Source organism: Rhizobium sp. NRK18 (genome assembly GCF_024385575.1).
In the GTDB taxonomy this organism is placed as follows: Bacteria; Pseudomonadota; Alphaproteobacteria; order Rhizobiales; family Rhizobiaceae; genus JANFMV01.
In genome coordinates, this window is the sequence record NZ_JANFMV010000001.1 from 2,960,352 (window position 1) to 2,987,054 (window position 26,703).

A 26,703-nucleotide genomic window follows, 5' to 3' on the forward strand; every position below is an offset into this window, starting at 1 on the left:
CGCCGAGGCTGTGCCTCCTTCTCCCCGCAGGCGGGGAGAAGGTGCCGGCAGGCGGATGAGGGGCAGCAAGAAACACCGACTGTTTGAACCGGCATTTCCGGTTCCGAAAAAGGCAAGACAGATGCACATTTCAGAGTTCGATGCCCATATCCAGGATCCGCCGACCAAGGCGCCGCTCGATCCGCACCTGAAGGCGCTGGAAAACGAGGCGATCCATATCTTCCGCGAGGTTGCCGCCGAGTTCGAGAACCCGGTCATGCTCTACTCGATCGGCAAGGATTCCTCCGTGCTCCTGCATCTGGCGCGCAAGGCGTTCTATCCGGGCCGCGTTCCGTTCCCGCTCCTGCACATCGATACCGGCTGGAAGTTCCCGGAGATGATTTCGTTCCGTGACGAAATGGCCCGCCGGTTCGACCTCGACATGGTGGTCTACACCAATCCGCGCGGCGCGAGCGAAGGCATCGGCCCCTTCACCCACGGCTCGTCCTACCACACCGACGTGATGAAGACGGAAGCGCTGCGCCAGGCGCTCGACGCCGGCAAGTACGACGCCGCCTTTGGTGGCGCGCGCCGCGACGAGGAGGCAAGCCGCGCCAAGGAGCGCATCTACTCCTTCCGCACGCCCGACCACAAATGGGATCCGCGCAACCAGCGTCCGGAGCTCTGGAACGTCTATAACGGCATGATCCGCCGCGGCGAAAGCGTGCGCGCCTTCCCGCTGTCCAACTGGACCGAAGTCGATATCTGGCGCTACATCCAGGCCGAAGCCATTCCGCTGCCGCCGCTCTACTACGCCAAGAAGCGAAAATACGTGGAGCGCGACGGCATGCTGATGTGGGCGGAAGACCCGCGCTTCGAGGCGCTGCCGGGCGAGCAGATCCAGGAAGGCATGCTGCGCTTCCGCACGCTCGGCTGCTGGCCGCTGACCGGCGGCATCCGCTCCAATGCCACGACACTCGACGAGGTGATCGCCGAACTGGAGATCGCCACCGTCTCCGAACGCCAGGGCCGAGCGATCGACAGGGACCAGGCCGGTTCGATGGAAAAGAAGAAACGCGAAGGATATTTCTGAGATGACCGCCATTGCAGCAGCAGCCGTTTCCGCCATCCCGGAAACCGCACCGGAAAAAGCCACCCGCGATTCGCGCCCGCTCCGCCTGATCACCTGCGGTTCGGTCGATGACGGAAAGTCGACGCTGATCGGCCGTCTTCTCTGGGACACCAAGGCGGTCAAGGAAGACCAGGCCGCCACCCTCGAACGCGATTCGAAGGGCAAGCAGAACGATCTCGGCCTGCCCGATTTCGCCCTGCTTCTCGACGGCCTGCAGGCGGAACGCGAACAGGGTATCACGATCGACGTCGCCTATCGCTATTTCTCGACCGACAAGCGCTCCTTCATCGTAGCCGACACGCCCGGCCATGAGCAGTATACCCGCAACATGGCGACCGGCGCCTCGACGGCCGATCTCGCCGTGCTGCTGGTCGATGCCCGCACCGGCATTCTGGAACAGACTCGCCGGCATGCGACCATCGCGACGCTGATGGGCATCCGCCAGTTCGTGCTCGCCGTCAACAAGATCGACCTGACCGGCTACGACAAGGCGGGCTTCGAGCGCATCGCCCACGAGTTCCGCGAGCTGGCGCTGTCGCTCGGCGTCAAGCAGGTGACCGCCATTCCGATGTCGGCGCTGAAGGGCGAGAACGTCGTCTATGACGGCAAGGCCGCGATGCCGTGGTATGACGGCCCGACGCTGGCCGAGACGCTGGAGCTTGCAACCGTTCGCTCCGCCCAGACGGTCGGCTTCCGCCTGCCGGTTCAGCGCGTGTCGCGTCCCGGAGAAAGCTTCCGCGGCTACCAGGGCACGGTTGCCGGTGGCGCGGTGAAGCCGGGCGACAGCGTCGCCATCCTGCCGTCGGGCATGATCGCCAACGTCAAGCAGATCGTCACCTTCGACCTCGTGCGCAATGCCGCCGTCGCCGGCGATGCGATCACGCTCGTCCTCGACCGGCAGGTCGACGTGGCGCGCGGCGACATGATCGTCTCGCTCGACAGCCAGCCGCAGACGGGTCTCGCCTTCGACGCGCAGATCGTCGCGCTGCAGCCGGACGGCATTCAGCCGGGCAAGCGCTACTGGCTGAAGTCGGGCTCGCGCCGCCAGCGCGTGCAGGTGCAGCCGGTCAGCCGGCTGGACCTGAAGAGCGGCAAGTGGGAGCAGACCGAAGACGCCTTCGCCATGAACGCCATCGGCAAGGTGCATCTCTCCTTCGACGAGGCGGCGATCTTCGATCCCTACGAGCAGAACCGGTTCACCGGCGCCTTCATCCTGATCGACCCGGACACCAACAACACGGTGGCCGGCGGCATGATCACCGCCAAGCGTTCCGATCTCTCCGGCATCAATGCCGCCGATGCCCGCGTGCTCGTGTCGCTGCCGACCGATCTCGCCGACCAACTGATGGCGACGGAGATCTTCGCGAACCGCCGCGACGAGGCCGAAATCCGCCGCGTCAGCGCCGGCAAGGCAGCCGAAGTGTTCGACAAGCTCGACTGACAAACCTCCTCCCAAGGATGAAGAAAACCCCGCAGACATCATGTCTGCGGGGTTTTCATTTCAGGAACAGTATCTGCCGGGGCGGAGGGGGGGGCGATATGGCAGATCCACTTCCTGACGGGGACCGTTGTCGTTCCGCGTCTCTTTTAGAAGAAGAAATACCAGATCAGCAGAACGAGCACGAAGGGCACGCCCAGGAGCCAGAGTATCAAAGCGCGGATCAACTTGTTTTCCTTTCCCATTCTCTTTCGAGTTCGGTGGGAAAACGCGCTTGTGAGCGGTTGGTTCCGTGTCTGATGTATTTTTTTGAGGGCGCCCGGAAAAAAGGCGTCAGGAATTGAAGGAGACGCCGACTTCCTTCAGCTTGCGCCACTTGATCTCGCAAGAGTGGCGTGTGTCGTCCGAAAAGACGAGTTCGAAGGTTTCGGGAAGCTGCATGGCATTTTCGACGAGCAACTTGGCGCCCTTCGCCGACATGTTGCGCACCGTGCAATTGATCGTGCTATACTCGTGATTGAAGACGATGCGGCCCGCCTTCAGCGAGCGCATGCGGTGTTCGCTGCGTCTGTCTTCCGTGTTTGCGCTATCCATCTGACCGCTCCTGACCTCATGTCATGCACGCCACCGATGTAAGACCGCATAGCTTAACGATCCGCAAACACCGGTTGCAGGATTTTAATGACACCCTTAATTTGCCCGGGTTCAGGCGCCCGGGCGACGATAAAGGTTGCAAATCGGCACAATGGGCAACGTGTGCGGCCCCTAGCCAAGCAAAGTCTTCAGGTCCGAAGCCGGATCGGCAAGGGCGGCCTTGTCGGGGTTGATGCCGCTTTCCAGCATCTTCTTGCCGGTGACATAGGCCTTGGCGTCGTTGATCGCGTCGACGGCGATCAGTCGTCCTTCGCGGAAATACCAGACCGAAGAAGCCCCTTCCCGCTGGCCGGGGCGAAGCAGCGTTTCGTCATAGCCCCTGTTGAAGCCGGCGATCTGCAGCTTGACGTCGTACTGGTCCGACCAGAACCATGGTTTGGGATCATATGCCGTCTCGCCGCCGGCCATGACGGCGGCGGCCGCCTCGGCCTGGTCGACCGCGTTCTGGACGCTTTCGAGCCGGATTTCCTCGCCCTGCCAGGGGAAGACCGCACAGTCGCCCATGGCGAAGATGGACGGATCGGAGGTCCTGCAGAAAGCATCCACGACGATGCCGTTGGCAACCGCGAGGCCGGCCTCGGCGGCGGCACGATCGTTCGGCGTGACGCCGATGCCGACGACGACGAGATCGACCGGAAGGTTGGAGCCGTCCGACAGTTCGGCTGCGGTCACCCGGCCGCCCTCGCCAATCAGGCGGTGCAGGCCGGTTTCCTCGCGGATGGTGACGCCGTGGCTTTCATGAACGGCGCGCATGATGTCGGCGGTTTCCTTCGCCGCGACGCGCTTCAGGATGCGGTCGGCCATCTCGATGACGGTGACCTCGAGGCCGAGCTTGCGGGCAACGGCTGCCGCTTCCAGGCCGATATAGCCACCGCCGATGACGAGCAGCCGGCGGCCCGGCGTCATCGCTTCGGCAAGCCGGTCGCAATCGTCCTTGTCGCGCACGGTGAAAACGCCGGCAAGTTCGCCGCCGATGGCCTCCGGCAGCCGGCGCGGGGTCGCGCCTGTGGCAAGCGCCAGCGTCTCGTATTCGACCCGCTCGCCATCCTGAAGACGGACGGTCTTCGCCGTCCGGTCGATTTCCTCGACCCAGGCGGAGAGCCGGATTTCGACGTTGTTGTCGGCAAACCAGCTTTCCGGCCTAAACAAGAGCCGGTCGAAGGTCATCTCGCCGAGCAGATATTTCTTGGAGAGCGGCGGGCGCTGATAGGGAAGGCTCGTCTCGGAGCCGAGGATCGTGATCGGACGCTCGTCCTTCAATGCCCTCAATTTGGCCGCCAGCGCGAAGCCCGCCTGCCCTGCTCCGACGATCACCAGCCTGCCAGCCATGCCACTCTCCGAATATCGTTAGTATAGAAACGAATTTACCGACATGAAGGTCTAGCGCATCGCCGGTCAAACGCCAAGAGGCCGGACATCAAAGGGACGTGTGCCCTGCGTGAGATCCAAGGCCTTCCAAAAAAGAAGGGCGCAGCCGACACGCTGCGCCCTTCCTGTCTCATGCCGGCGGTCTCAGGCGGCCTGATGCAGGCGGCGCGCGAAGAGCGGACCGCGGCTCGCCTTGTCGAAGGACTTGGCGGCAGCAAGCACGGCGAGATCGATCAGCGGCTCGATGAGCACGACGCTCATATAGGCGATGCCGAAAGAGCCGACGGCGGCAAGGTTGTCAGCGCCGAAGCCCTGGCCGTAGAGCGCCCAGAAGGCCACCCAGGCGACGATGCCGCCCTGATAGGTGGTCGAGAGCGCCAGCGCCTGTTTGTAGGTCACATCGACATAGGCCGTGCGGGCCGGAACGATGCGGCGGGCGACCGCGCCGATGGCCCAGAGCGGCACGAGCAGCGTCGTGACGTTCATGCCGTATTGCGGCAGGTCGAAGGGCGCGAAGAAGACGCCCTGGATCAACAGACCCAATGCCAGGCCGATCGCCGCCGGCCCCGCCCCGAACATCAACAGCAGCGTCGAGCCGAGGATCAGGTGCACCTCGGAAACGCCGACCGCATGATGCGGGAGAACTTGAAAGAAGGAAAAGACCAGCGCGGTCGTAACCGTGCTGCGCATGGCAAGGGCAGCAATGCCGCCATCGCGACGGACGGTATCCACCGCCATCTTGAGGCCGAGCCCGAGGGCTCCGGCTGCCGTTGCGTAGGAGAGAACGATCTTGGCGCCGTCGACGACGCCGGGTTCGATATGCATGTTGGCTCCTTTCCGCGCCCACCGCGCGGCAAGTCAATAAAATGGGCGAAATGCCCGGCGATGATGGCAGGTCTCCTGGCTCGCGGGTCTTCATTCGGCCTGCCTTCCCGACTTCGTTTCGAAGCCAGTGGCATCAAGGCGTCATTCGCCGCTCACAGTTGCGGGGGCAGCCATGGTCTCGGTCCCTGATGGGTACGCCTCACCATGTTCCCTTTTTATCCGCCCTCCCCTTGATTGGGGTTCGGCGGAACCATCGGCGTCAGTCGTAGAGCACGAATTTTGCCGATGCAACCGCTGGATTGCGGAAATGCACGTCCAACTTGCCGCATTGTCATCGGGGCCGACGGGTGATATTCGGATGCGCATATTTCGAGTGGGGCATCGATGAAACGGCGGAACGGGACGATCAGGAACCTGTTGCACATTCTGTGTGCGCTGGCCGTGTTCGCCATCGGCTTCGCGCACAAGTCCCCTGTCCTTGCTTCGCAGATACCCGCCTCCGAGCTAGCCGCCTATGCGCTGCCGGACGGCTCCATCCCGTTCATCTGCGACAGCGCTCTCGGCGACGAGACCGGCGGCAAGAAGCATGTACACGACCATGGCTGCGAAGCCTGCCGGATCAGCGCCGGCACGATGCTCGTGGTCCCGCCGTCCGTCGGCGGGCCGCAGGTCTGCGTTTCCGCTTCGGAACGCCTGCCCGCCTACCGCGAAGCCTTCTACCGCCAGCTGTTCCCGCCCAACGCCGCACCGCGCGCACCACCCTTCACTGGCATTCCTGTCTGAACCGCAGCCGTCTAACGACGGCCGCTTTCACAGTTCGCGCCGGATTTCCGTCTCCTGACGGGCTCTGCCGGCGCCCATGCCGGATCGACACATCATGTTACAGAGGATCACCGCGGACCCCGTTCCGTCCGCCCGATCGACGACACGGCCGCAACGGCCAGTCGCCGTATCCCATAACCAGGCGCTCGGCCGCTTCGCAGCCGGTGAGGCGATTTCGATCGCTCGCAGAGGACGACCTGGCCTCCTCGCCATCCGCGACGGCTGCGTGGCGCTTCACCAGACATTGCAGGACGGCCGCCGCCAGATCCTGGACATTCTCGGCCCCGGCCGGATGTTCGGAAAAGGCGTGACGGATCATCTCGACTGTCAGGTCGAGGCGCTCGCCTTCACCAGGGTGGAGATGGTCTCCGCCGAGGACGGCACCCCCGCCGAACCGTCGGCTGCGCTCATCACGTTCACACAAAGGTTGCAGGATCACATCACGCTGCTCGGGCGAAGGACGGCGCAGGAGCGGGTCGCCGTGGCGATCCTCGATCTCGCCAGCCAGTTCGAACGTCGCAATCACGATCCGCGCTCGTGCCGAAGCACGTTCCGCCTCTACCTCAAACGGGTCGACCTTGCCGACTGGCTGGGCCTGACGCTTGAAACGGTCAGCCGCAACCTGAACGGCTTCAAGCGCGCCGGGCTCATCGACTTCTCGACACCTGAACTCGTGACCATCAACGACCGCAAGCGGATTGCCGCCATCGCCGGCGCGCCCGAACGGCGCGCGTCGCAGCCATGATCTGTCCATCACGATTTCAACCAAATCCACCCTCACCCATCGAAAGAAAAGGAAACACCATGAAAACCACGACAATCCGCATTCTCACCCTCATCGTCGCGCTGATAACGGCGCCGCTTGCCTGGGGGCACGAGTTCAAGGTCGGCGATCTCGAAATCATCCACCCGAATGCCCGTGCCATGATCCCCGGCGCCAAGGTCGGCGGCGGCTATCTGAAGATCATCAATCATGGCACCACCGATGATCGCCTCGTGGCGATCAAGTCTGACCGCTCCGACAATGTGCAGCTGCATGAGATGTCGGTCGTAAACAATGTGATGAAGATGCGCGAACTGCCGGACGGCATCGACATTCCGGCCGGCAAGACCGTCGAATTGAAGAAGGGCGGCCTGCATGTGATGTTCATGGATGTTACCCAGCCGTTCAAGGAAGGCGAGATGGTCAAGGCGACGCTGGTCTTCGAAAAGGCCGGCCCCGTCGACGTCGAATTCAAGGTCGGAGATGCCAGCGGCAACGACAATGGCGACATGAAGGGCATGGACATGAAGTCGATGGACGGCATGAACCACGACGCCATGCCGAAAATGGGCAAGTAAGCCGGAATACGACTGCTGAAAACGACAGCCGCCGAGCGCATCGGCGGCTGTCTGTTGCCGAACGTCAGGATGTCGCCAGCGGATAATGGCAGGCGACGCGGCGATTGCCGTCGATTGTCGAGAGAGCTGGGCGTTCGTTGCGGCATTTGTCCGTCGCATAGGGACAGCGCGGCGAGAACTTGCAGCCCTTGGGCGGATCGAGCGGGCTCGGAATTTCGCCGGTCAGGATGATGTGCTGGCGCTTGCCGCGGTTCTTCGGCTGAGGGATCGCCGAGATCAGCGCCTGGGTGTAGGGATGGCGCGGCGCGGCAAACAGCGCGTCGGCATCCGCCAGTTCGACAATCGAGCCGAGATACATCACCGCCACCCGGGTCGAGACGTGGCGCACGACGGCGAGGTCGTGGGCGATGAAGACATAGGTGAGGTTCAGCCGTTCGCGCAATTCGCTGAACAGGTTGACGATCTGCGCCTGCACCGAGACGTCGAGCGCCGAAACAGGTTCGTCGGCGACGATCAGCTTCGGTTCGACGGCAAGCGCACGGGCGATGCCGATGCGCTGGCGCTGGCCGCCGGAAAACTCGTGCGCATAGCGGTCGAGATATTCGCGCCGCAGGCCGACGAGGTCCATCAACTCGGCAAGCCGCGTCTCGATCTCGCCCGGCGGCCTCAGCTTATGGATCGTCAGCACCTCGCCGAGGATGTCGCGCACGCGGCGGCGGGGATTGAGCGAGGCGGAGGGATCCTGGAAGATCATCTGCATCTTGCGCCGGGCGGGCTTCAATTCGCCCTCGCCGGCTTTCGTGATATCCGCGCCGTCGAAGGTCAGCGTGCCGGAGGTGATGTCGTAGAGCCTTGTCAGGCAGCGGCCGAGGGTCGACTTGCCGCTGCCGGATTCACCCACCAGCCCCAGCGTTTCGCCCGGATAGACGTCGAGCGAGATGTCCTCGACCGCGTAGAGCGTCCGGCCGGAGCCTGGCATGATCGTCTTGCCGACGGTAAAGTGCTTGGTCAGCGACTGCGTGGACAGGAGCGGCGCTTTTTCGGCATGCAAGGTCATGCGGGTTCCTCGAGGGAGAGAATGGAGGCGCGCAGGTCTTCGCATTCCGGCGATTGCAGGACGCAAAGTGCCGACTGGTGGCCGGATGTCTGAAGCGGCGGCCGCTCGGCGCATTCCGGCCGGGCAAACCGACAGCGCGGCTGGAACCCGCAGCCCGACGGGATGGTTTCCGGCGTCGGCGGCATGCCGGGAATTGCCGGCAGGTTGTCCATGCGCGCGCCCGTCAGCGGCGGAATGGAGGCAAGCAGGCCCCAGGTATAGGGATGCATGGGGTTGGAGAAGACCTCCTCCGTCGTGCCGCGCTCGATGATGCGGCCAGCATACATGACGTGCACACGGTCGGCGACTTCGGCGACGACGCCCATGTCGTGGGTGATCAGGATGATCGCTGAGCCGAAGTCCTTGCGCAGCTTCAGGAGCAGATCGAGCACCTGCGCCTGAACGGTCACGTCGAGCGCCGTGGTCGGCTCGTCGGCGACCAGCAGCTTCGGATTGCAGGAAAGCGCCATGGCGATGACGGCCCGCTGGCGCATGCCGCCCGAAAGCTGGTGCGGATAGCGGTCGACGGCTTCCGACGGGTTGGCGAGGCCGACCTCGCCGAGCAGCTCGATCGCCCGCAGCCGTGCGGCGCGCTTCGAGATGTCCTCATGGGCGCGGATCTGTTCGGCGATCTGCCAGCCGATCGTGTAGACCGGCGTCAGCGCCGTCATCGGGTCCTGCGAGATGAGGCCGATCTCCTTGCCGCGCACCCGGCGCATTTCCCGTTCGCTCATTTCCAGGATGCGCTTGCCGCGGAAGGAGACGGCGCCGTCGACGAAAGTCGTGCGCGGATCGTGCAGGCCGAGCAGCGACAGCAGGGTCACCGACTTGCCGGAACCGGATTCGCCGACGATCGACAGGATCTCGCCTTCCCTGACCTTGAAGGAGATGTCCTGGATGGCGCGGGCACGACCGCGATCGGTGGCGAAGGAGACCGAGAGGCCCTGCACGTCGAGCAGAACGGGGGGTTCGTTGTTGGTCATGGCGTCAGACTCCCCTCACCCGCGGATCGATGAGGACATAGACCATGTCCACGACGGCATTGGCGACGACCACGAAGAACGAGGCGTACATCACGGTTGCGAGAATCATCGGCAGGTCGAGGTTGAGCAGCGCCTGGTAGGTCAGCCGGCCAATGCCGTTCAGGCCGAAGACTACCTCCGTCAGCAGCGCAGCACCGCCGACGAGGACGCCAAAATCGAGACCGAACATAGTGACGAAGGGGATGAGCGAGGTACGCAGCGCATGGCGGAGCATGACGCGCATCGGACCGAGACCCTTGGCGCGGGCGGTGCGGATGAAATCCTCCTGATAGGCCTCCACCAGATTGGCGCGCAGCACGCGGCCGTAGATGCCGATGTAGAGGGCGGCCAACGTGAACCACGGAATGATCAGCGTCTTGAACCAGCTCCAGGGATCGGTCGAGAACGGCTTGTAGCCGAGGCCCGGAACCCAGGAGAACAGCCAGGTGTCGTGGAAGCGGCTCTGCGAGACGAGGTTCATCATCTCGCCGAACCAGAAGACCGGCATGGACACGCCGATCAGCGCCAGCACCATCAGGCCCCGGTCGATGAAGGTGCCGCGCGTCATGGCGGCGATGACGCCGACCGCGACCCCGCCGACGACCCACAAGACCGCGGCACCGAAGACCAGCGACAGCGTGATGGGGGCTGCCGACAGCACCTGCGGGACGACCTTCAGGCCGCGATTGACGAAGGAGGTCAGGTCCTGGGTGACGAACAGCCGCTTCATCATGATGGCGTATTGCACCGGCAGCGGCCGGTCGAAGCCGAAGTCCTTGCGGATCGCCTCGACGGTCTCCTGCGCGGCATTGCGGCCGGCGATACGGGCGGCGGGATCGGCACCGGGCGTGGCGAAGAAGATGAGGAAGACCAGTGCCGAGATGCCGAACATCACGAAGATCATCTGCAGAAGGCGCTGGAAGAGAGCTATGGCCATGGTGATCTCCTCAGCCGATCTTGGTCTTGGGGTCGAGCGCGTCGCGCACGCTGTCTCCAAGCACGTTGAGGGCCAGCACGGTCAGGACGATGGCGAGACCGGGCGCAAGGGCTACGACCGGGCGGCTGTATAGCAGCGTCTGGCCGTCCTGGATGATGGTGCCCCAGCTCGCATCCGGAGCCTGTACGCCGATCGACAGGAAGGAGAGCGCGGATTCGGTGACGATGTTGAGCGCCATCATCAAGGGGATGTAGACGATCAGCGTCGTCGTGACGTTCGGCAGGATGTCCTTGAAGAGGATGCGCCAGCGCGGAATGCCGAGCCCCTTGGCGGCGAGCACGAACTCGCTCTCTTTGAGCGTCAGCACCCGCCCACGGATCGGCCGGGCGATGTAGGGCACGTAGATGATGCCGATGATGCCGATCGGCAGAAGAAGACTGCCGGAGGTGATCTCGATCGGCCCGATGGAGATCCCCTGCGAGATCAGGACGATGGAAAGCGAGATCGCCAGCAGGTAAACCGGGAAGGCCCACAGGATGTCGAGAATGCGCGACAGGACCATGTCGGTTAAGCCGCCGAAGAAGCCGGCGGAAATGCCGACGAGCGCGGCGAGCACAAGACAGATGGCGGTGGCCGAGCCGGCGATCAGCAGAGAGTTGCGGCCGCCATAGAGCAGCCGGGCGGCGACGTCGCGGCCTTGCGCATCGGCGCCCAGGAGATACTGCGCCTGCCATGTCGGGCCGATCGGCGTGACGCCAAGACCGAGCCCTTCTGTCGAGGCCTGCATGATCTTCGTGCGCTTGCCGTCGATCATGATCTTGCCGCTGAGGTTCGAGCGGAACGGATCGGTGCCGGAAACGTGGCTCGCATAGAGGGGAGCGGCGAGACTGGACAGAATGATGATGAGGAGAATGACGGCGGCGGCAATCGCTGATCTGTCGGACTTGAGGATCCGCCAGGCCCTCTGCCACGGGCTTTGACCGCCCCTTGCCACAGGCGCTCCTGCGGCTCCACCGTCTTCCATATCGTCAGTCATTGCTGATGCTTGCGACACTGTATCTTCCTTGAAGGGCCGGCTGTTCGAAGGTCCGGTCCGAAACCGGACCGGACCCCTCGCAAATCGGGGTGGGGGACCTGCGAGGCTGAGCTGAATCCAGCGTGACAGCCTTCATCAGATCAAGCAGAGGGAGACGCCCGAAAGCCCGGGCGTCTCCGCGTATGATCACTTCACCCAGGACTGGCTGATGACCCAGCGGAACTGGTTGGAGAAGATGAAGTTGCCGACGCGGGCCGAGGTGAAGTCGACATTCTTCGGCGTGAACAGCGGCGCCAGCGGTGCCTGTTCCATGAAGGCGGTGTCGATCTTCGCCCATTCGGCATTGGCGCCGTCCGGATCGGTGATCGACTGGGCCATGGCGGCCTTCATCTTCGCATCGAGATCCTTGTTGCAGTAGCCGGCGATGTTGATCGAGGAATCGCTGCCCGGGGTAAACGACGCGCAGGACAGGAGCACGTTCAGGAAGTTCGAAGCGGCCGGATAGTCCATGTACCACTGCGAAACGCTGATCTGCACCTTGTTCTCGGTGTTCTGAATGTAGGTGAACTGGATGTTCGGCGAGATCGCCTTCACCGTCGCGTCGTAGCCGAGTTCGGACAGAACGCTCTGGATATAGGTGCCGATGGCGCGCGAGGTGGCATTGTCCTCGGCGATCACGGTGACCTTCTGGCCGGCCGTGCCGGATTCCTTGACCAGTTCCTTGGCCTTCTCCATGTCGGGCGCCGACCATTCCGGACCGGGGTCCTGCGTGTAGATGCAGTTGTCGACATGGCCGGGAAAGTCCGGCGGCAGGATCTGGCAGACCGGCTGGGCGAGCACGTCGCCGCCGAACAGGCCGACGAGCGCATCGCGGTCGATCGCATAGTTGACGGCCTGGCGGACGCGGACGTCATCGAACGGCGCCAGGTTGGTGTTCATCGGCGCATACCAGAAGGCGGCCAGCGGATTGACGTGGACCTGGCTCGCATACTTGGTGCCGAGCTCCGGCAGACGGTCGGCCGGCGGGGTGTCGAACATCCAGTCGACCTGGCCGTTCTGGATGGCGTTGATCGCGGCTTCCTCGGTCATGCCGAAGCGGTAGACGATCTCGTCCGGATAGCCGTCCGGCTGGGCGTCGACGCTCCATTCCTTGAATTCAGGATTGCGCTTCAGCACCATCTTGTCGTTCGGATCGTAGCTGGCGATGACATAGGCGCCGGTGCCGGGAGGGGCTTCCGTGCCGAGATCCTTGGCGGCGGTGTCGGCCGGCAGGATGGTGGCATGCGGGACGGCGAGCTTGTCGAAGAATTCGGAATCCGGTTCGACGAGATGGAAGGTGACCGTGCCGGCCGCGTCATCGCCCTCGATGCCGCCTTCGAGCGTGCAGGTGGCGCCGTCCTTCAGGCATTTATCGGCGCCGACGATATTGTTGTAGAAGCTGCCGGAGGTCGGGCCGTTGATCTTGAAGATGCGCTGGAACGAGGCGACGACGTCGGAGGCGGTGACGTCCTTGCCGTTGGAAAACTTGATGCCCTTGCGCAGCTTGAAGACATAGGTCTTGCCGTCATCCTGCGGCTCGGGCAGCGCTTCGGCGAGGTCCAGGACGATCTCGAAGCCTTCCTTGCGGTCCGCCTGCTTGAACTTCAGCAGTCCGTCATAGGTCATCTGGAAGACCTGCCAGAACTGCGCCGTGTAGTTGATCATCGGATCGACGGTGCCGGCGGCGGAGACGGCTGACAGCGTCATGGTGCCGCCGCGGTGCTCCTGCATCAGCTGGGCGCGGTCTTCGGCGCGGGCGCCTGAGGAAAGCGCCGTCTGGGCAAGAAGCGCTGCGGCCAGAAGGCCCGCGCCTTTCAGTGAAGTCCATTTTCTGTGGTGCATCATGTTCCCTGTTCCTTATCGTTCGTGAGCTTCTCGTTTGAAACGTCGCGGCGCCTTGGCGGTGCTCGTGATTATGCTGCCTTCTCGTCGAGGAATGCCCCGACGACGGCCATGCAGGCCTCCCGTTCCTCCACATGCGGCATGTGGCTGGACTGTTCGAAAATCGTCCAGCGCACGTCCGGAATCTCGTCGGCATAGGGCTGGACGCAGGCTTCGGTCGCCTCGTCATAGCGCCCGGAGATCAGCAGTACGGGAACGTTGATGGTGCCAAGCCGTCCGACGATGGACCAGTCCTTCATCGTGCCGATAACGTGGAATTCGTTCGGGCCGTTCATCGTGTGATAGACGGTCGGGTCCTGGTCGATCGCATCGAAGGTGCGCTTGACCTCCGCCGGCATCGGCACGACGCGGCAGACATGGCGCTCGTTGAAGACGTCGGTCGCCGCCTTGTATTCGGCGGTGTCGGTCGTTTCCGCCTGTTCGTGCTTCAGAAGCGCAGCCTGCACTTCGGCCGGCAGTTCGTCGCGCAGGCGGTTGGCCTCCGAGATCCAGGTCTTCATCGCGGCGGGCGAATTGGCGATCACCAGCGCCTTCAGGCCGGCCGGGCGGTCGACCGAGAACTCGGCGCCAAGCATGCCGCCCCAGGACTGGCCGAGCAGGCAGTAGCCGTCGCGGATGCCGAGATGGTCGATGAGGTTGTGCAGTTCCTTCTTGAAGAATTCGACGGTCCAGAAGTCGCCACCCTTTTCCGGCAGGTGCGTCGACTTGCCGTTGCCGACCTGATCGTAATGGACGACGGCGCGACCGGTTTCGGCGATATCCTTGAAGCTGTCGACATAGTCATGCGTGCAGCCTGGACCGCCATGGGCGACGATCAGCGGCGGCTTGCCGGATTTCAAGTCTCCCGTGACCCTATACCAGGTCTTGTAGTCTCCATAGGGCGCATAACCTTCAACGACTGACACGAACGATGTCTCCTCTGTCTTTTTCCGTTTTTCAGGCGCCCGTCAGGGTGCGCCCGTCATTGTTGCAAATGGCTTCCGCCGCTTCCTCGACGGTGATCCGCCAGGTCATGGCGAAGGCGCGCAGGCGCTTCATGGCGCTGGCTTCGTCCTCGCCGCATTCCTGCATCAGCTTGACGACGGCGCGCACGACCACGGGGCGCTGGCGCAGCCTGCCTTCGAGCGAGCGGATGTCGTCTTCCTGGGCGCGGGCGTTCTCGTAGGCATGCGCGGCAATCAGCAGCGCGCTGTAGGCCCCAGTCGAGCCGATCGGCTTCAGGAGATGGGCATTCGAGCCCTGCGACAGCGCCCATTCGATCCGTCCCGGCGCTTCCGAGCCGATCAGCGCGATGACCGGCATCGGCGCATGGCCGGCGGGCCAGGGAAACTGTCCGTCATGGCCCATATCAGCATCGAAGAAGACGACATCGGCGTCGACGTCCGTTTCCAGCAATTGCGGCCAGACCACCCGGACATGAATGTGCAGAGCTTCGAGCTGGCGCTGCAGCGCATCGACGGCCGGATGCGGGCGGTGGAGAATGACGGCGTGCCAGCCGGCGAGCGTGGGTCTCTTACGCTGGTTCATTTGACCACCTTCAGCGGCGGCCGTGAAAGACCGGCCGACGCTTCGTCACGGATCTTCAGGGGTGGAAAGTGCACGTCGGCGCAGACGAGATAGGGATCGGCCGGCACCGCCTCCGGAGCGCTTTCGAGAATGTCGAACTCGCACCGGCCGTTCGAACGGCCGAGAAGCGGACGCAGGGCGGCGTGATGGGTCTTCGGATCGATCTTCAACGGTCCGAGCGGCGTCGAGTACAGCCGCGACGTCACCATTTCGCGGATCACGCGGGGATCGTCGGTCGCCGCATCGGCAATCGTCTGAGCGAGGATCGACACCGCCATATAACCGGAGACATAGGGCGAAGTCGTGGGCCGGGCGCCGTTGCGGGCCGCCATGCGGGCCTTGAAATCGCGGTTCTCGGGCGTGTCCAGCCCGTCGAAATAGGTCGAGGTGGTGATGTGGCCGGCCGCCGCGTCTCCGAGGCCCGCAAGCCCGCTTTCGGTCAGGTTGCAGGAAATGACCGGGCGGACCTCGTGTGAAAATTCGGGGTCCTGTCGGCCGAGCGCGCTATAGGCCTTGATAAAGGCGTTCGACGACTGACCGACGAGATTGCTGAGGATGAAATCGGGCTTCTTTTCGCGGATTTCGGCGATCAGATGCTCGACCTCGGCCGAGCCCAGCGGGACGTAGCGCTCGGCAAGCACCTCGCCACCGGCAGCCTCGGTGAATTCGCGGGCGATGCGGCCGATCTCCCAGCCCCAGATATAGTTCGACCCGATCACGAAAGGCCGGCCGCCGAAGCGCGGGAAGGCATATTCGAAGAGAGGCAGCAGATGCTGGTTCGGACAGGCTCCGAGATAGATGACCTGATCGCTCGCTTCATAACCTTCATAGGGGAAGGCGTACCAGAGCAGTGCGCCGTGGCGCTCGACGACCGGCAGCACTTCCTTGCGGCTCCAGGAGGTGATGGTGCCGATCACATGGCGGCAATTGGCATTGCGGATCGCGGCATCGGCGAGCACGGCATACTGTTCGGCGCTGCCGCGCGGATCGGCGATCACCGGCTCCAGCCGAAAGGCAAAGCCGGCATCCGCATTGACTTCCGCGATCGCCGCAAGCGCACCGTCGATGGCTTCCTGCCCCAACGCCGCATAGGGACCCGACGAGGAGTAGAGAAGACAGACGGGGATCAGGTCACGCGTGCTCAAGCGGTTCACTTTCACAAGAAGAACGAAAACAGCAGGCCCAGAAACGACAAAAGCCCCGACACGTTCTTTGGGAACGTAAATCGAGGCTCACTTGCCGTGGCGTCCAGTGCCTATGTTGGGTCAAACGATAGGACCAGATTAAATTTCGGTCAATATGGATTTTTGCTTATTTTTAGCACAACCGCAGCGCGGGCCGACAGCGCCCGCGCACCGCAATTGAAGCTTCACGCCTCTTCCGAGGGGCTGAAACTCATGGCCTCCGCAATCGCTTCCCCGCAATTCCCTGCAATTCCTTGCGCTTCAGCCCGTCAGATTGCGAAGATCGCATCCTGCTCTTGACGGATGAGCTCGGTAGTGATTGATTGTTGACAATCGATCATCGAGGGAAATCAGGATGGCTTCAGACGCGCAGGCCTTCAATCGCGTGAAAAAGGCGACGTTTCGCGATCACATCGCCGACGCGCTCAAGGCCGCGATCCTCAACGGCGACCTGGCACCCGGATCGCAGGTGACCGAGTCCAGCCTGGCCGACAAGTTCGGCGTCAGCCGCGGGCCGTTGCGCGAGGCAATGCGCCAGCTGATCGACGACGGCCTGCTGATTGCCGTTCCCTATACCGGCACGCATGTCGTCGGCCTGTCGCTCGAGGACATACGGGAAATCTACTCCATGCGCGTGACGCTGGAGATCTTCGCCTTCGAACTGGTCTGGGACCGGCGCGACAATGCCTTTCGCGACGGATTGCTGGCCCGCCATGCGGAACTGACCCGGACGATCGACGCCCAGGACGATGCGGCGAGCATCCATGCCGAGCTGCAGCTGCACGGCTATGTCTACGAGGCCTCCGGTCACAGCATTCTCCTGAAATCATGGGAAAGCCTGAAAGGACGGCTGCAGCTCTACTGGGCGGCACATCATCGCGCGCATGGCATTCGCGGCCCGCGCCGCGACAGCCACGACAACTATGTCGCGACCGCGCTCGGCGACGACATCGAGGCGCTGCGCACGGAAATCCGCGCTCACATGGCGCGCGGCGGCAGCCAGACCGAGGCCTTCGTCGCGCATCTGCAGCCGATTGCACCGACCAAGGCCGGCAAGGCCCTGTGACAAAAGACGAATTCCGGACCAATGGCCGCATGGATGCGCCCTTCGGTCTTTGCCAATTGAATGAGAAGCCCGAAGCGGCCGAATTCACGAAACCTGACAGAGGATTGAAGTCATGAACACCACACGCCGCAATTTCATGGTCGTCACCGGCCTTTCGCTCGCCGCGCTCACCGTGCCGGCATTCGCAGACGATCCGTCGACGCTCGACAAGATCAAGGCCAGCGGCAAGCTGCGCATCGGCGTCACGTCGGCAGAGCCGTGGTTCTTCAAGGACCCGATGACGGAGAAATGGACCGGTGTGGGCGTCGCCATGGGCCAGAAGCTCGCCGACAAGCTCGGCGTCGAACTGGTGCCGGTCGAAACCACATGGGCCAATGCGGTCGCCGCCCTGCAGGCCGACCAGATCGACCTGATGTTCGTCCTCGACCCGACCGAGGAGCGCCGCAAGGCCGTCGATTTCCCGGAAGCGCCGCTGTTCTACTATGCGCTCGGCGCGCTGGTTGCCGAAGATTCCGACGCCAAGACCTGGGAGGACCTCGACAAGGCCGGCACCCGCGTCGGCGTCGTGCTCGGCACGTCGGTCGACAAGAACGTCACCGCCATGATGAAGAATGCCGAGATCAGCCGCTTCTCCAACAATGACGAGGCCGTCGCGGCATTCGCAGCCAAGCGCGTCGACGTCGTCGTGCTGTTCCACCCGGCGCTGGTCGTCCAGTACGCCCGCCTGAAGCTCGGCAAGGTCATCCTGCCGCAGCCCGTCACCCCGGTCGCCACCAGCGCCGGCATGCGCAAGGAAGACAACCCGGCCTTCAAGAACTGGGTCAGCGAACAGTTCGCCGAGCTCTACAAGGTCGGCGTTCCCGACGAACTCTTCAAGGCCTACATGACCTCGAAGGGCATCGATCCCAGCGGCATACCGGGCCTCGTCAAGGAAGCCTGGAACTGATGCGCTGACGCGGTCCGGGCCAGTTCCTCCCCTGGCCCGGACCGCATTGTTCTCCTGATGTTCGGCAGGCGCGTCGCCGCGCCGCCGACCCGGCACCGGAATTCCAGATCATGAGCTACAAATGGGACTTCTCTCCCGTCCTGGAGAGATCGGACATCCTGTTGATCGGCCTCGCGAACACGGTCAAGATCGCCGCCGTCTCCATCGTCTTCGGCGTGGCGGTCGGCATGCTGCTCGCCCTGATGCGGCTCTCCGACAAGCGGCTCGTCCGGGCGCCGGCGATCGCCTTCATCGAGTTCTACCGCAACACGCCGCCGATCATCCATTTCTTCTGGTTCTTCTATGCGCTGCCGGTGGTGATGAACATCAGCCTCGACCCGTTCGTGGCTGCCGTCCTGGCGCTGTCGACCCAGTCGGGCGCCTTCTACGCCGAGGTCTTCCGCGGCGGCATCGTGTCGATCGAGAAAGGCCAGTGGGAAGGCGCACGCGCGCTTGGCATGAGCCGGTCGGCGCTGATGCGGCGCATCATCCTGCCGCAGGCGATGACCCGGATGATACCGCCCTTCGTCGAACGCTCCTTCGAGCTTCTGAAGACGACGGCGCTCGCCTCGACGCTCGCCTATGCCGACCTCCTCTACCAGGCGATGCTGGTCAACAGCGAGACCTTCCGCCCGCTCGAGGTCTACACGACCATTGCGCTCATGTACGTCGCCCTGCTGGTCACGGCCAGTGCGCTTGCCCGGTTCGCCGAAGCGCGGCTGACGGCCTATCGATGAGGGGGTGACGCGATGTCCTATCAGATCGATTTCAACCTCATCCTGCAGAGCTTCCCGGTCCTCATGCGCGGACTGGTGGTCACGATCGAACTCTGGCTGCCGAGCGTGGCGATCGGCGTTTCGCTCGGCCTGTTTTTGGCCCTTGCCCGGCTGTCGCCCTTTGCCGCCCTGCGGTGGCCGAGCCTCGTCTATATCGAGCTGTTCCGCGATACGCCGGTCCTGATCCAGCTCATCTGGTTCTTCTATGCGCTGCCGATCCTGATCGGCCTGCAGATGACGCCGTTCGAGGCCGCCCTGCTCGGCCTGACGCTCAATACCTCGGCCTATGCGGCGGAGATCTTCCGCGGCGGCATCCAGTCGGTGGTCCGCGGCCAGTGGGAGGGCGCCAAGGCGCTCGGCATGACCGGGGCGGCCACGCTCCGCCGGATCATCCTGCCGCAGGTCTTCAAGCGCATGCTGCCGGCCTTCACCAACCGGGCGATCGAGGTCGCCAAGATGTCCTCGCTCGCCTCCGTGCTGTCGGTGCACGAACTCATGTACCAGGGCCGGCTGTTGAGCTCGACCTATTACCGGCCGCTCGAAATCCTGACCACGGTCGCCTTTGTCTATTTCGTCCTGATCTATCCCGGCAGCTATCTGTCCGCACGCCTCGAGCGGCGGATGGCGGCCAGGGACTGAGCGCGGCGAGAACGGGAGAATTCCGATGTCCAACGCCATCATCCGCGTCACCGGCCTCAACAAGTGGTTCGGTGACCACCACGTCCTCAAGGGCATCGACTTTGCCGTCGAGCCGGGCGAGCGAATCGCCATCATCGGCGGCAGCGGGTCGGGCAAGAGCACCTTCCTGCGCTGCCTCAACTTCATGGAGATGCCGACCTCCGGCACGATCGAGCTCGACGGCAATGTTCTCGGCAAGCCGTCCGGCAACGGCGATCAGCGCACTTACGGCGAGAAGCAGCTTTGCGAGGTGCGCGAGCGCGTCGGCATGGTGTTCCAGCAGTTCAACCTCTTCCCGCACATGACGGTCATCGAGAACGTCATGGAAGGCCTCCTCACCGTCAAGAAGATGAAGAAGGCCGAGGCGCGCGAGATCGCCATGGCGGAGCTCAACAAGGTCGGGCTCTCTGACAAGGTCGACGCCTATCCGGGTCGGTTGTCTGGCGGCCAGCAGCAGCGCGTGGCGATCGCCCGGGCGCTGGCGATGGAGCCGGAAATCCTGCTCTTCGACGAACCCACCTCCTCGCTCGACCCGGAACTCGTCGGCGAGGTGCTGCGCGTCATCCGCAAGCTAGCCGAGGAAGGCCGCACCATGCTGCTCGTCACCCACGAGCTCGGCTTCGCCTATCACTTCGCCACCAAGGTCATCTTCCTCGCCGACGGTGTCTTCCACGAGGTGGGCACGCCGGACGAGGTGCTCAAAAACCCGAGAGAGGAACGCACCCAGGCCTTCCTCCAGCGCTTCACCGAATTCTCATTCTGAGAGCCGAGCCTCTCAGCCCCAAGCATATGTCCGAAAGGGAAAGACACATGAACCCGACCGTTGCCAGCAATACGAGCTCCCAGGGATATGTCGACGACGAGCGCAACGAGCATGTCCAGATCTACGTCAACGGCGAGTTCTTCGCCCGCAACGAGGCCAAGGTATCGATCTTCGACGCCGGCTTCGTGCTGGGCGACGGCGTGTGGGAAGGCCTGCGGCTCATCAACGGCAAGCTGCTGGCGCTCGACGAACACCTCGACCGCCTCTACGAGGGGGCCAACTCGATCCAGCTCGACATCGGCGTCACCCGTCAGCAGATGACCGACATCCTGTGGGAGACGCTCAATCGCAATGCCATGACCGACGGCGCGCATATCCGCCTGATGGTCACGCGCGGCAAGAAGAAGACGCCGAACCAGGACCCGCGCTTCGCGCTCGGCCAGGCGACCATCGTCGTCGTCGCCGAATTCAAGAAGCCGAAGCCGGAATCGAAGCAGAAGGGCCTGTCGCTGCTGACCTCGACCATCCGCTGCAGCACGCCGGATGTCTTCGACCTGCGCCTCAATTCGCACAGCCGTCTCAACTTCATCCAGGCGCTGATCCAGGCGATCAATGCCGGGGCCGACGAGGCGCTCATGCTGGACCAGAGCGGATTTGTCGCAAGCTGCAATTCGACGAATTTCTTCATCGTGCGCGGCGACGAAGTCTGGACCTCGACCGGGCGCTTCAACTTCTGCGGCATCACCCGCAAGAAGGTGATCAGCCTCTATGCCGGGGCCGGCAAGACGGTGCGCCAGCACGACTTCACGCTCGCGGAAGTCTACGGCGCGCAGGAAGCCTTCGTGACCGGCACGCTCGGCGGCATCACGCCCGTGACAAAGATTGACGGAAGACAGGTCGGGGACGGTTGCCCCGGCCCGGTAACGGCGTATATAGCGGAGCTTTACGATCGCTACATCCACACCTGACGATGTCCGAAATTACCGTGCCAGACGACAGGAGCGCCGAGACAGACACCTCCCGGCACTCGATAATCCCACGCAAGGTCCGTGCGCTCATTCGCAGCGACGAGACGTCACTGGCGCTGCTCGCCGCCGTCATCGGGGCGATTGCGGGCCTGTGCGTGGCCGGCATGGTGTTCGTCATCCAGTGGGTTCACCACGTTCTCTTCGCCGTCGAGGGCCATGAGGTCAGTGGCGCGGAATTCGTCGAGCCCTTGCGGGCGTTCTTCGTGCCGGCGCTCGGCGGCATTCTCGTCGGCCTGCTCGCCTTCATCCACCAGCGCCGCAAGACCCTGCAGATCATCGACCCGGTGGAAGCCAACGCGCTTTATGGCGGCCGCATGCCGATCCGCGGCAGCCTGTTTCTCGTCCTGCAGACCATGGTGTCGAACGGCGTCGGCGGCTCGATCGGCATGGAAGCCGGCTATACGCAGATCGGCTCGGCGCTCGCCTCTAAGATCGGCAAGCTCTTTCACGTGCGCCGCAACGACTTGCGCACGCTGGTCGGCTGCGGGGCGGCCGGCGCCATCGCGGCAGCCTTCGATGCGCCGCTGACCGGCGCGTTCTATGCGTTCGAACTGATCATCTCGACCTATTCCATCGGCATGCTGGCGCCGGTCGTCGTGGCCGCCATCTCGGCCTTCGGCGTGATGAAACTCGTCATGCCGCTGCCCTCCTTCCAGGTCGGCTTCGCCGGTGCGCTGTCGCTGTCGGACTATACGCTCGTCTTCTTCATGGCCTTCCTCAGCTCGCTCGTGGCGATCGCCATGATGATGACGGTCACCTTCATGGAGCGGCTGTTTGCGGCGAGCCGGTTGCCGGTGTGGGCCCGACCCGTCGTCGGCGGCATCTGCGTCGGTGCGATGGCGCTGGTGACGCCGGCGGTGCTGTCGTCCGGCCACTCGGCCCTGCATGTCGGCTTCGGCGCCTATTATACCGCCCCCTTCCTGCTCCTGCTGATCGTCCTCAAGATCCTCGCCTCGGCGACCTCGATCGCCAGCGGCTTTCGCGGCGGACTATTCTTTGCCTCGCTGTTTCTCGGCGCCATGCTCGGCAAGCTCGTCGCCATCGGCTGGATGCTCGCCTTCGGCCTGCAGATCCCGGCCATGGTGGTGGCAATCATCGGCATGTGCGCGATGGCGACCGCCGTCCTCGGCGCGCCCCTGACCATGTCCTTCCTGGCGCTGGAGACCACCGGCAGCCTGCCGCTGACGGCGGCGGTGCTCGCAGCGGCGGTCGTCTCGTCGCTGACGGCGCGGCGGGTGTTCGGCTATTCGTTCGCCACCTGGCGCTTCCATCTGCGCGGGGAATCCATCCGCAGCGCCGCCGATGTCGGCTGGGTCAGGGAATTGAGCGTCGGGCGGATGATGCGCAAGGACGTGCGGACCGTCCTCGTCGATACGCCTCTCGAGCGCGTTCGACGCGACTTTCCGCTGGGTGCCACGCAGCGCGTGATCGTCACGGATTACGATGGCCGCTACTGCGGCATGGTCTTTGTCCCCGACCTGCACCGCGACGATGGCGAGGTGGCGGAAAGCCTTTCCGATCTGCTGCGGTTCACCGAAACCATGCTGACGCCCGACCAGAATGTCCGCCAGGCGATCGACCTCTTCGAGAAAGCCGAATGCGACGCGCTGGCCGTCGTCGAGAACCGGTCATCGATGCGCGTCCTCGGTCTTTTGACCGAACAGCACGCGCTCCGCCGTTACAGCGAAGAACTCGATCGCCGCGCCAACGAAACCAATCGCTAGGCCGTTCCGCACCATCCCACCAAGGCAATTGCCCACTTCCGCTTGCAGGATCGGCGGGAACAACGGAAAATGGCGTCCGGATCGCGAACGATCCTGCCTCCGGCCGAAGACATGCGGCGCGGATGCAAATAAATGTGCCGTGGTAATGAACCTTTCGGCCATCCGGGAACACTTAACGGTGCAGACAGCAAGGCGACACATCAGAATGGGCATACTCAAAGCCGTCCGGTCGACATTCAAGGCAGGCTCCGCCGACGCGGATCTGCGCCTTCTGAAAGCGATCGCGGCCGGTGACGTGACCGCGTTCGAGCGGCTGCATGGTCAGTATTTTCCGAAGCTGATGCATTTCGCCAAGCGGGTCATCGACAATGAAGAGGCCGCCGAAGAGATCGCCAATGACACGCTGATGGTGGTCTGGCGGACCGCCGACCGGTTCGAGGGACGCTCGAAACCCTCATCGTGGATCTTCGGGATCGCCTACCGGCTGGCGCTGAAACAGGCGCGCAGCAACGGCCGGCACAAGGGAACGGTGGCACTGGAGGAAGACATGGCGCAGGACGAACAGGACACCGCCGACGCCATCATGAACCAGAAGGATATCCACGCGGCCCTGCAGCAGCTGACGCCAGAGCTGCGCGCCGTCGTGGAGCTCACCTATTACAACGGTTATCTCTACAAGGAGATCGCCGACATCCTCGGCTGTCCCGTCGGCACCGTGAAGACGCGGATGATGACCGCGCGCCAACGCCTGCACGCCATGCTGTCCGACGATTTGCCCACCTATTCGGAGAACGCCGTTGCTTGACCGTCGCCCCCTCCTGCCCACTGACAGTCACGAAGGCATCATGGAGCTCGTCCCGTGGTATGTGAACGGCTCCCTGCCGAAGGACGAGGCGGATGCCGTGAAGCGCCATGCGCTCACCTGCCCCGCATGCGCCGATGAAATTGCCCGCCAGCGCAGGCTCGCCGGCCATGTCGCGACGGAGGAAGCGTTCGAGGCCCCGGTCGCCCGCAGCTGGGAGACCCTGCGTGACCGGATCGCCTCCGAAAACCGCGTTCGCCAGCCGGCCTTCAGCCTCTGGACCTGGCTCAGGCAGCACCAGGCTGGCATGATGCTCTCGGGCGTCGGTGCTGCGGCTTGCGTGCTGGTCGCGGTGATGATGATGCCGACCAATGCCGACTTCCGGACCCTGACGGCGAGCGGCACTGCGGCCAACGACACCATCAAGTTCCAGACGACGCCCGGCGTCAGTGCCAGCGAGCTGCAGTCCGTTCTCGGAAAATACGGCCTGGAACTGGAAAGCGGTCCGTCGAAAGCCGGCGTCTACACGACGAAAGCGAAGAGCGGCACCGATCTGGCGGCCCTTTCGAAATCGCTGATGTCCTCGCCCGAAATCATCTTTGCAGCACCGGCCGAATGACCATGACCCGCACCGCTCTAGCCGCCCTGATCAGCCTTGCCACAGCGTTTTCGGCTGCTGCCCAGTCCGCGCCGCCCGAGCCGCCCTACCGGCTGGTTCCGGCCAATTCGATTGCGGCAAACACGCATCTGATCCTCACCGTGCCGCTTGCCGATCGCAATGGCATCGATGCGCTGGCCGACGCGCTGGAGGCGACGTATCACGTCACGCTGACGGCGGAATGGCCGCTTTCCGCCATCGGCGTGCACTGCCTGGTGATGGATATCGACCGCAACACGGACGTCGACCGGCTGATGGCCGACCTCAGCGCCGACCCTAGGATCAGGACCGTGCAGCGCGTCCAGGATTTCGACACGTTCGAGACGCCCTACTCCGATCCTTATTATCCTGCGCAGTATGCGCTTGCCGAGATCAATGCCGGACCGGCGCAGAAGATTTCGAAAGGCGCCGGGGTGAAGGTCGCGGTGGTGGATTCGGCGATCGACGGATCCCATCCCGACCTTGCCGGACGGCTGGCGTCGTTTCACAATTTCGTCGACACGCAGCCGGCCGACACGCTGGCCGAAGCCCACGGCACCGCGATGGCCGGGATCATCGCCGCCGATGCGGCCAACGCCACCGGCATCGTCGGCGTCGCGCCGGAGGCAAATCTCAGCGAATTTCGAGCCTGCTGGCAATCGCCGGGCGGTCCCGGTCACTGCAACAGCTTCTCGCTTGCCCGAGCGCTCAACTTCGCGATCGTCAACGACTTCGACATCATCAACATGAGCCTCGGCGGGCCGGCCGATCCGCTTCTGGAGGAACTTGTCCAGTCGGCGATCGGCAAGGGTGTCGTCGTCATCGCCGCCTGGGGAGACGGCAAGACGCCCGCCTTCCCGGCCTCGGGACCCGGCGTCATTGCCGCCGGAAAATCCGCCGACGAGGGCATTCCGGCCCCGGCCGTCGACGTCATCTCGACGGCGCCGCATGACGACTACCGCTACGTATCCGGCTCGTCGGTGGCGACTGCGCATGTGACCGGCGTCGCCGCCCTGCTGCTCGCCGCAAAACCGGGGCTGAGCCCCCAGCAGGTGAAACAGGCGCTGGAAGCTGGTGTGACGACGCGCGACGGGGCGCCGATGCTGGATGCTTGCAAGGCGCTGCATTCGGTCATGCCGGACGCGCCGGCTTGCGAATGAGCGGTGCGACCGACGGCGACCGACGATTCGCGTCCTGATTGTCTTTCCGCTACTTTTTCTTGCCGGTGATGAACCATCAGGGGCGCAATGGGTACTCAGTTGCAGATGACGACGGCAAGGGGCGGTCGTCTATCACTTCGGGGACATATTGGAGACCAGAGTGCTGAACACGATCGAAACAGAGGCGCATGAAGGCGTCACCGGGCCGTCGCAGGCGTTTATCCGCGTGCAGCGATATCCGGCGACGACGCGCATTCTTCACTGGGCGATCTCCGCCCTCGTGCTCATCACATGGCCCCTCGGCTTCGTCATCCACTTCATCAAGAACGAATCCTCCCTGAGCTTCTACAACGTGCATGAAAGCTTCGGCTTCATCATCCTCTGGCTGATGCTGGTCCGGGTCGGCAACAAGCTGCTGACCCGCAGCCCGGAGCACGAAGGTCCGGCCATCGAGAAATTCGCGGCCAATGCCGTGCACGGTCTGCTCTATGCCTTCCTGATCATCATGCCGGTCACCGGCTTTCTGGCGACCAATGCGCATGGATTTCCGCTGGAATGGTTCGGCCTCTTCGAGGTCTGGAGCCCGATCGGCAAGACACCGAGCATCGCCTGGACGCTTTCCGGCATCCACTACTGGAGCGCATGGATCCTGCTGGCCCTTTTTGCGTTACATATTGGCGCCGTGCTTATGCATCATGTCATCAAGCGCGACGTGACGCTCTACCGGATTCTGTAGGAAAGAC

Annotated in this window: 27 protein-coding genes and 1 riboswitch; of the genes, 16 read left to right on the forward strand and 11 right to left on the reverse strand. The window is 63.6% G+C overall.

Annotated features, from left to right (window positions below; all coding sequences use genetic code 11):
• Positions 1-121 precede the first annotated feature (121 nt).
• Both cysD and cysN read left to right on the forward strand, forming a co-directional pair.
• Complete coding sequence (gene cysD / locus NN662_RS14000) at positions 122-1,072, forward strand: sulfate adenylyltransferase subunit CysD (RefSeq protein ID WP_261930851.1); 951 nt, start codon at positions 122-124, stop codon at positions 1,070-1,072.
• A 1-nt stretch (position 1,073) separates the two neighbouring features.
• On the forward strand, positions 1,074-2,552 hold the full coding sequence (cysN, locus tag NN662_RS14005; protein WP_261930852.1) for a sulfate adenylyltransferase subunit CysN: 1,479 nt from the start codon (positions 1,074-1,076) through the stop codon (positions 2,550-2,552).
• A 330-nt stretch (positions 2,553-2,882) separates the two neighbouring features.
• On the opposite strand, the gene NN662_RS14010 is transcribed toward cysN, so the two are convergent.
• The 3 genes from NN662_RS14010 to NN662_RS14020 all read right to left on the reverse strand — a co-directional run bounded on the left by NN662_RS14010 (position 2,883) and on the right by NN662_RS14020 (position 5,396).
• A complete protein-coding gene (locus NN662_RS14010; RefSeq protein ID WP_261930853.1) occupies positions 2,883-3,143 on the reverse strand; it encodes a PilZ domain-containing protein in 261 nt (86 codons plus the stop codon).
• A gap of 171 nt (positions 3,144-3,314) precedes the next feature.
• Positions 3,315-4,532, reverse strand: coding sequence for an NAD(P)/FAD-dependent oxidoreductase (locus tag NN662_RS14015; protein WP_261930854.1), 1,218 nt, complete (start codon positions 4,530-4,532; stop codon positions 3,315-3,317).
• A gap of 183 nt (positions 4,533-4,715) precedes the next feature.
• Positions 4,716-5,396, reverse strand: a complete 681-nt coding sequence (locus NN662_RS14020) for an energy-coupling factor ABC transporter permease (RefSeq protein ID WP_261930855.1) — start codon at positions 5,394-5,396, stop codon at positions 4,716-4,718.
• A 47-nt stretch (positions 5,397-5,443) separates the two neighbouring features.
• Positions 5,444-5,666, reverse strand: a riboswitch (cobalamin riboswitch).
• A 147-nt stretch (positions 5,667-5,813) separates the two neighbouring features.
• Between NN662_RS14020 and NN662_RS14025 the strand changes: the two genes are divergently transcribed.
• From NN662_RS14025 to NN662_RS14035, 3 genes are all read left to right on the forward strand, one after another.
• Positions 5,814-6,179 carry a hypothetical protein gene (locus NN662_RS14025; RefSeq protein WP_261930856.1) on the forward strand — a complete coding sequence of 122 codons (366 nt, stop codon included), beginning with the start codon at positions 5,814-5,816 and terminating at the stop codon, positions 6,177-6,179.
• 94 nt (positions 6,180-6,273) lie between these two features.
• Positions 6,274-6,963 (forward strand): helix-turn-helix domain-containing protein, encoded by a 690-nt coding sequence (locus tag NN662_RS14030; protein ID WP_261930857.1) that lies wholly within the window; start codon positions 6,274-6,276, stop codon positions 6,961-6,963.
• 59 nt (positions 6,964-7,022) lie between these two features.
• Positions 7,023-7,559 (forward strand): copper chaperone PCu(A)C, encoded by a 537-nt coding sequence (locus NN662_RS14035; RefSeq protein WP_261930858.1) that lies wholly within the window; start codon positions 7,023-7,025, stop codon positions 7,557-7,559.
• Positions 7,560-7,623: 64 nt separating this feature from the next.
• Here NN662_RS14035 and NN662_RS14040 read toward each other — a convergent pair whose 3' ends face one another.
• The 8 genes from NN662_RS14040 to NN662_RS14075 all read right to left on the reverse strand — a co-directional run bounded on the left by NN662_RS14040 (position 7,624) and on the right by NN662_RS14075 (position 16,302).
• A complete protein-coding gene (locus tag NN662_RS14040) occupies positions 7,624-8,616 on the reverse strand; it encodes an ABC transporter ATP-binding protein (RefSeq protein WP_261930859.1) in 993 nt (330 codons plus the stop codon).
• Positions 8,613-9,638 carry an ABC transporter ATP-binding protein gene (locus NN662_RS14045; protein WP_261930860.1) on the reverse strand — a complete coding sequence of 342 codons (1,026 nt, stop codon included), beginning with the start codon at positions 9,636-9,638 and terminating at the stop codon, positions 8,613-8,615. Before NN662_RS14045 ends, NN662_RS14040 begins: the two co-directional genes overlap by 4 nt.
• A 4-nt stretch (positions 9,639-9,642) precedes the next feature.
• Positions 9,643-10,614, reverse strand: coding sequence for an ABC transporter permease (locus NN662_RS14050; protein ID WP_261930861.1), 972 nt, complete (start codon positions 10,612-10,614; stop codon positions 9,643-9,645).
• A gap of 10 nt (positions 10,615-10,624) precedes the next feature.
• Positions 10,625-11,650, reverse strand: a complete 1,026-nt coding sequence (locus tag NN662_RS14055) for an ABC transporter permease (RefSeq protein WP_261930862.1) — start codon at positions 11,648-11,650, stop codon at positions 10,625-10,627.
• A gap of 186 nt (positions 11,651-11,836) precedes the next feature.
• On the reverse strand, positions 11,837-13,534 hold the full coding sequence (locus NN662_RS14060; RefSeq protein WP_261930863.1) for an ABC transporter substrate-binding protein: 1,698 nt from the start codon (positions 13,532-13,534) through the stop codon (positions 11,837-11,839).
• Positions 13,535-13,602: 68 nt separating this feature from the next.
• Positions 13,603-14,496 carry a proline iminopeptidase-family hydrolase gene (locus tag NN662_RS14065; RefSeq protein ID WP_261930864.1) on the reverse strand — a complete coding sequence of 298 codons (894 nt, stop codon included), beginning with the start codon at positions 14,494-14,496 and terminating at the stop codon, positions 13,603-13,605.
• Positions 14,497-14,527: 31 nt separating this feature from the next.
• Positions 14,528-15,118, reverse strand: coding sequence for an ANTAR domain-containing response regulator (locus NN662_RS14070; RefSeq protein WP_261930865.1), 591 nt, complete (start codon positions 15,116-15,118; stop codon positions 14,528-14,530).
• Positions 15,115-16,302 carry a transporter substrate-binding protein gene (locus NN662_RS14075; RefSeq protein ID WP_261930866.1) on the reverse strand — a complete coding sequence of 396 codons (1,188 nt, stop codon included), beginning with the start codon at positions 16,300-16,302 and terminating at the stop codon, positions 15,115-15,117. Before NN662_RS14075 ends, NN662_RS14070 begins: the two co-directional genes overlap by 4 nt.
• Before the next feature lie 394 nt (positions 16,303-16,696).
• Here NN662_RS14075 and NN662_RS14080 point away from each other — a divergent pair, with 394 nt between their 5' ends.
• The 11 genes from NN662_RS14080 (at position 16,697) to NN662_RS14130 (ending at position 26,696) form a co-directional block, all read left to right on the forward strand.
• Positions 16,697-17,407 carry a GntR family transcriptional regulator gene (locus NN662_RS14080; RefSeq protein ID WP_261930867.1) on the forward strand — a complete coding sequence of 237 codons (711 nt, stop codon included), beginning with the start codon at positions 16,697-16,699 and terminating at the stop codon, positions 17,405-17,407.
• Between the two features lie 112 nt (positions 17,408-17,519).
• Entirely contained in the window at positions 17,520-18,353 is an 834-nt protein-coding gene (locus NN662_RS14085) for a transporter substrate-binding domain-containing protein (protein WP_261930868.1), read from the forward strand.
• 110 nt (positions 18,354-18,463) lie between these two features.
• Positions 18,464-19,129: an amino acid ABC transporter permease gene (locus NN662_RS14090; protein ID WP_261930869.1), complete on the forward strand. Its 666-nt coding sequence runs from the start codon at positions 18,464-18,466 to the stop codon at positions 19,127-19,129.
• A 12-nt stretch (positions 19,130-19,141) separates the two neighbouring features.
• A complete protein-coding gene (locus tag NN662_RS14095) occupies positions 19,142-19,807 on the forward strand; it encodes an amino acid ABC transporter permease (RefSeq protein WP_261930870.1) in 666 nt (221 codons plus the stop codon).
• A gap of 25 nt (positions 19,808-19,832) precedes the next feature.
• Positions 19,833-20,609: an amino acid ABC transporter ATP-binding protein gene (locus tag NN662_RS14100; protein WP_315972600.1), complete on the forward strand. Its 777-nt coding sequence runs from the start codon at positions 19,833-19,835 to the stop codon at positions 20,607-20,609.
• A 47-nt stretch (positions 20,610-20,656) separates the two neighbouring features.
• Positions 20,657-21,577 carry an aminotransferase class IV gene (locus NN662_RS14105; RefSeq protein ID WP_261930871.1) on the forward strand — a complete coding sequence of 307 codons (921 nt, stop codon included), beginning with the start codon at positions 20,657-20,659 and terminating at the stop codon, positions 21,575-21,577.
• 17 nt (positions 21,578-21,594) lie between these two features.
• Complete coding sequence (locus NN662_RS14110; protein WP_261930872.1) at positions 21,595-23,361, forward strand: chloride channel protein; 1,767 nt, start codon at positions 21,595-21,597, stop codon at positions 23,359-23,361.
• Between the two features lie 205 nt (positions 23,362-23,566).
• A complete protein-coding gene (locus NN662_RS14115) occupies positions 23,567-24,166 on the forward strand; it encodes an RNA polymerase sigma factor (RefSeq protein ID WP_261930873.1) in 600 nt (199 codons plus the stop codon).
• Positions 24,159-24,782, forward strand: coding sequence for a zf-HC2 domain-containing protein (locus NN662_RS14120; protein WP_261930874.1), 624 nt, complete (start codon positions 24,159-24,161; stop codon positions 24,780-24,782). Before NN662_RS14115 ends, NN662_RS14120 begins: the two co-directional genes overlap by 8 nt.
• Positions 24,779-25,960, forward strand: coding sequence for a S8 family peptidase (locus NN662_RS14125; RefSeq protein ID WP_261930875.1), 1,182 nt, complete (start codon positions 24,779-24,781; stop codon positions 25,958-25,960). The genes NN662_RS14120 and NN662_RS14125 overlap by 4 nt, the downstream gene beginning before the upstream one ends.
• Positions 25,961-26,180: 220 nt before the next feature.
• Entirely contained in the window at positions 26,181-26,696 is a 516-nt protein-coding gene (locus NN662_RS14130) for a cytochrome b (protein WP_261931977.1), read from the forward strand.
• The last annotated feature ends 7 nt before the right edge of the window (positions 26,697-26,703 follow it).

Bases quoted from the DNA above. Each gene is read 5' to 3' on its own strand.
- cysD (WP_261930851.1), top strand. From the start codon at position 122: ATGCACATTTCAGAGTTCGATGCCCATATCCAGGATCCGCCGACCAAG.
- cysN (WP_261930852.1), top strand. From the start codon at position 1,074: ATGACCGCCATTGCAGCAGCAGCCGTTTCCGCCATCCCGGAAACCGCA.
- NN662_RS14010 (WP_261930853.1), bottom strand. From the start codon at position 3,143: ATGGATAGCGCAAACACGGAAGACAGACGCAGCGAACACCGCATGCGC.
- NN662_RS14015 (WP_261930854.1), bottom strand. From the start codon at position 4,532: ATGGCTGGCAGGCTGGTGATCGTCGGAGCAGGGCAGGCGGGCTTCGCG.
- NN662_RS14020 (WP_261930855.1), bottom strand. From the start codon at position 5,396: ATGCATATCGAACCCGGCGTCGTCGACGGCGCCAAGATCGTTCTCTCC.
- NN662_RS14030 (WP_261930857.1), top strand. From the start codon at position 6,274: ATGTTACAGAGGATCACCGCGGACCCCGTTCCGTCCGCCCGATCGACG.
- NN662_RS14035 (WP_261930858.1), top strand. From the start codon at position 7,023: ATGAAAACCACGACAATCCGCATTCTCACCCTCATCGTCGCGCTGATA.
- NN662_RS14040 (WP_261930859.1), bottom strand. From the start codon at position 8,616: ATGACCTTGCATGCCGAAAAAGCGCCGCTCCTGTCCACGCAGTCGCTG.
- NN662_RS14045 (WP_261930860.1), bottom strand. From the start codon at position 9,638: ATGACCAACAACGAACCCCCCGTTCTGCTCGACGTGCAGGGCCTCTCG.
- NN662_RS14050 (WP_261930861.1), bottom strand. From the start codon at position 10,614: ATGGCCATAGCTCTCTTCCAGCGCCTTCTGCAGATGATCTTCGTGATG.
- NN662_RS14055 (WP_261930862.1), bottom strand. From the start codon at position 11,650: ATGACTGACGATATGGAAGACGGTGGAGCCGCAGGAGCGCCTGTGGCA.
- NN662_RS14060 (WP_261930863.1), bottom strand. From the start codon at position 13,534: ATGATGCACCACAGAAAATGGACTTCACTGAAAGGCGCGGGCCTTCTG.
- NN662_RS14070 (WP_261930865.1), bottom strand. From the start codon at position 15,118: ATGAACCAGCGTAAGAGACCCACGCTCGCCGGCTGGCACGCCGTCATT.
- NN662_RS14080 (WP_261930867.1), top strand. From the start codon at position 16,697: ATGGCTTCAGACGCGCAGGCCTTCAATCGCGTGAAAAAGGCGACGTTT.
- NN662_RS14085 (WP_261930868.1), top strand. From the start codon at position 17,520: ATGAACACCACACGCCGCAATTTCATGGTCGTCACCGGCCTTTCGCTC.
- NN662_RS14090 (WP_261930869.1), top strand. From the start codon at position 18,464: ATGAGCTACAAATGGGACTTCTCTCCCGTCCTGGAGAGATCGGACATC.
- NN662_RS14095 (WP_261930870.1), top strand. From the start codon at position 19,142: ATGTCCTATCAGATCGATTTCAACCTCATCCTGCAGAGCTTCCCGGTC.
- NN662_RS14100 (WP_315972600.1), top strand. From the start codon at position 19,833: ATGTCCAACGCCATCATCCGCGTCACCGGCCTCAACAAGTGGTTCGGT.
- NN662_RS14105 (WP_261930871.1), top strand. From the start codon at position 20,657: ATGAACCCGACCGTTGCCAGCAATACGAGCTCCCAGGGATATGTCGAC.
- NN662_RS14115 (WP_261930873.1), top strand. From the start codon at position 23,567: ATGGGCATACTCAAAGCCGTCCGGTCGACATTCAAGGCAGGCTCCGCC.
- NN662_RS14125 (WP_261930875.1), top strand. From the start codon at position 24,779: ATGACCATGACCCGCACCGCTCTAGCCGCCCTGATCAGCCTTGCCACA.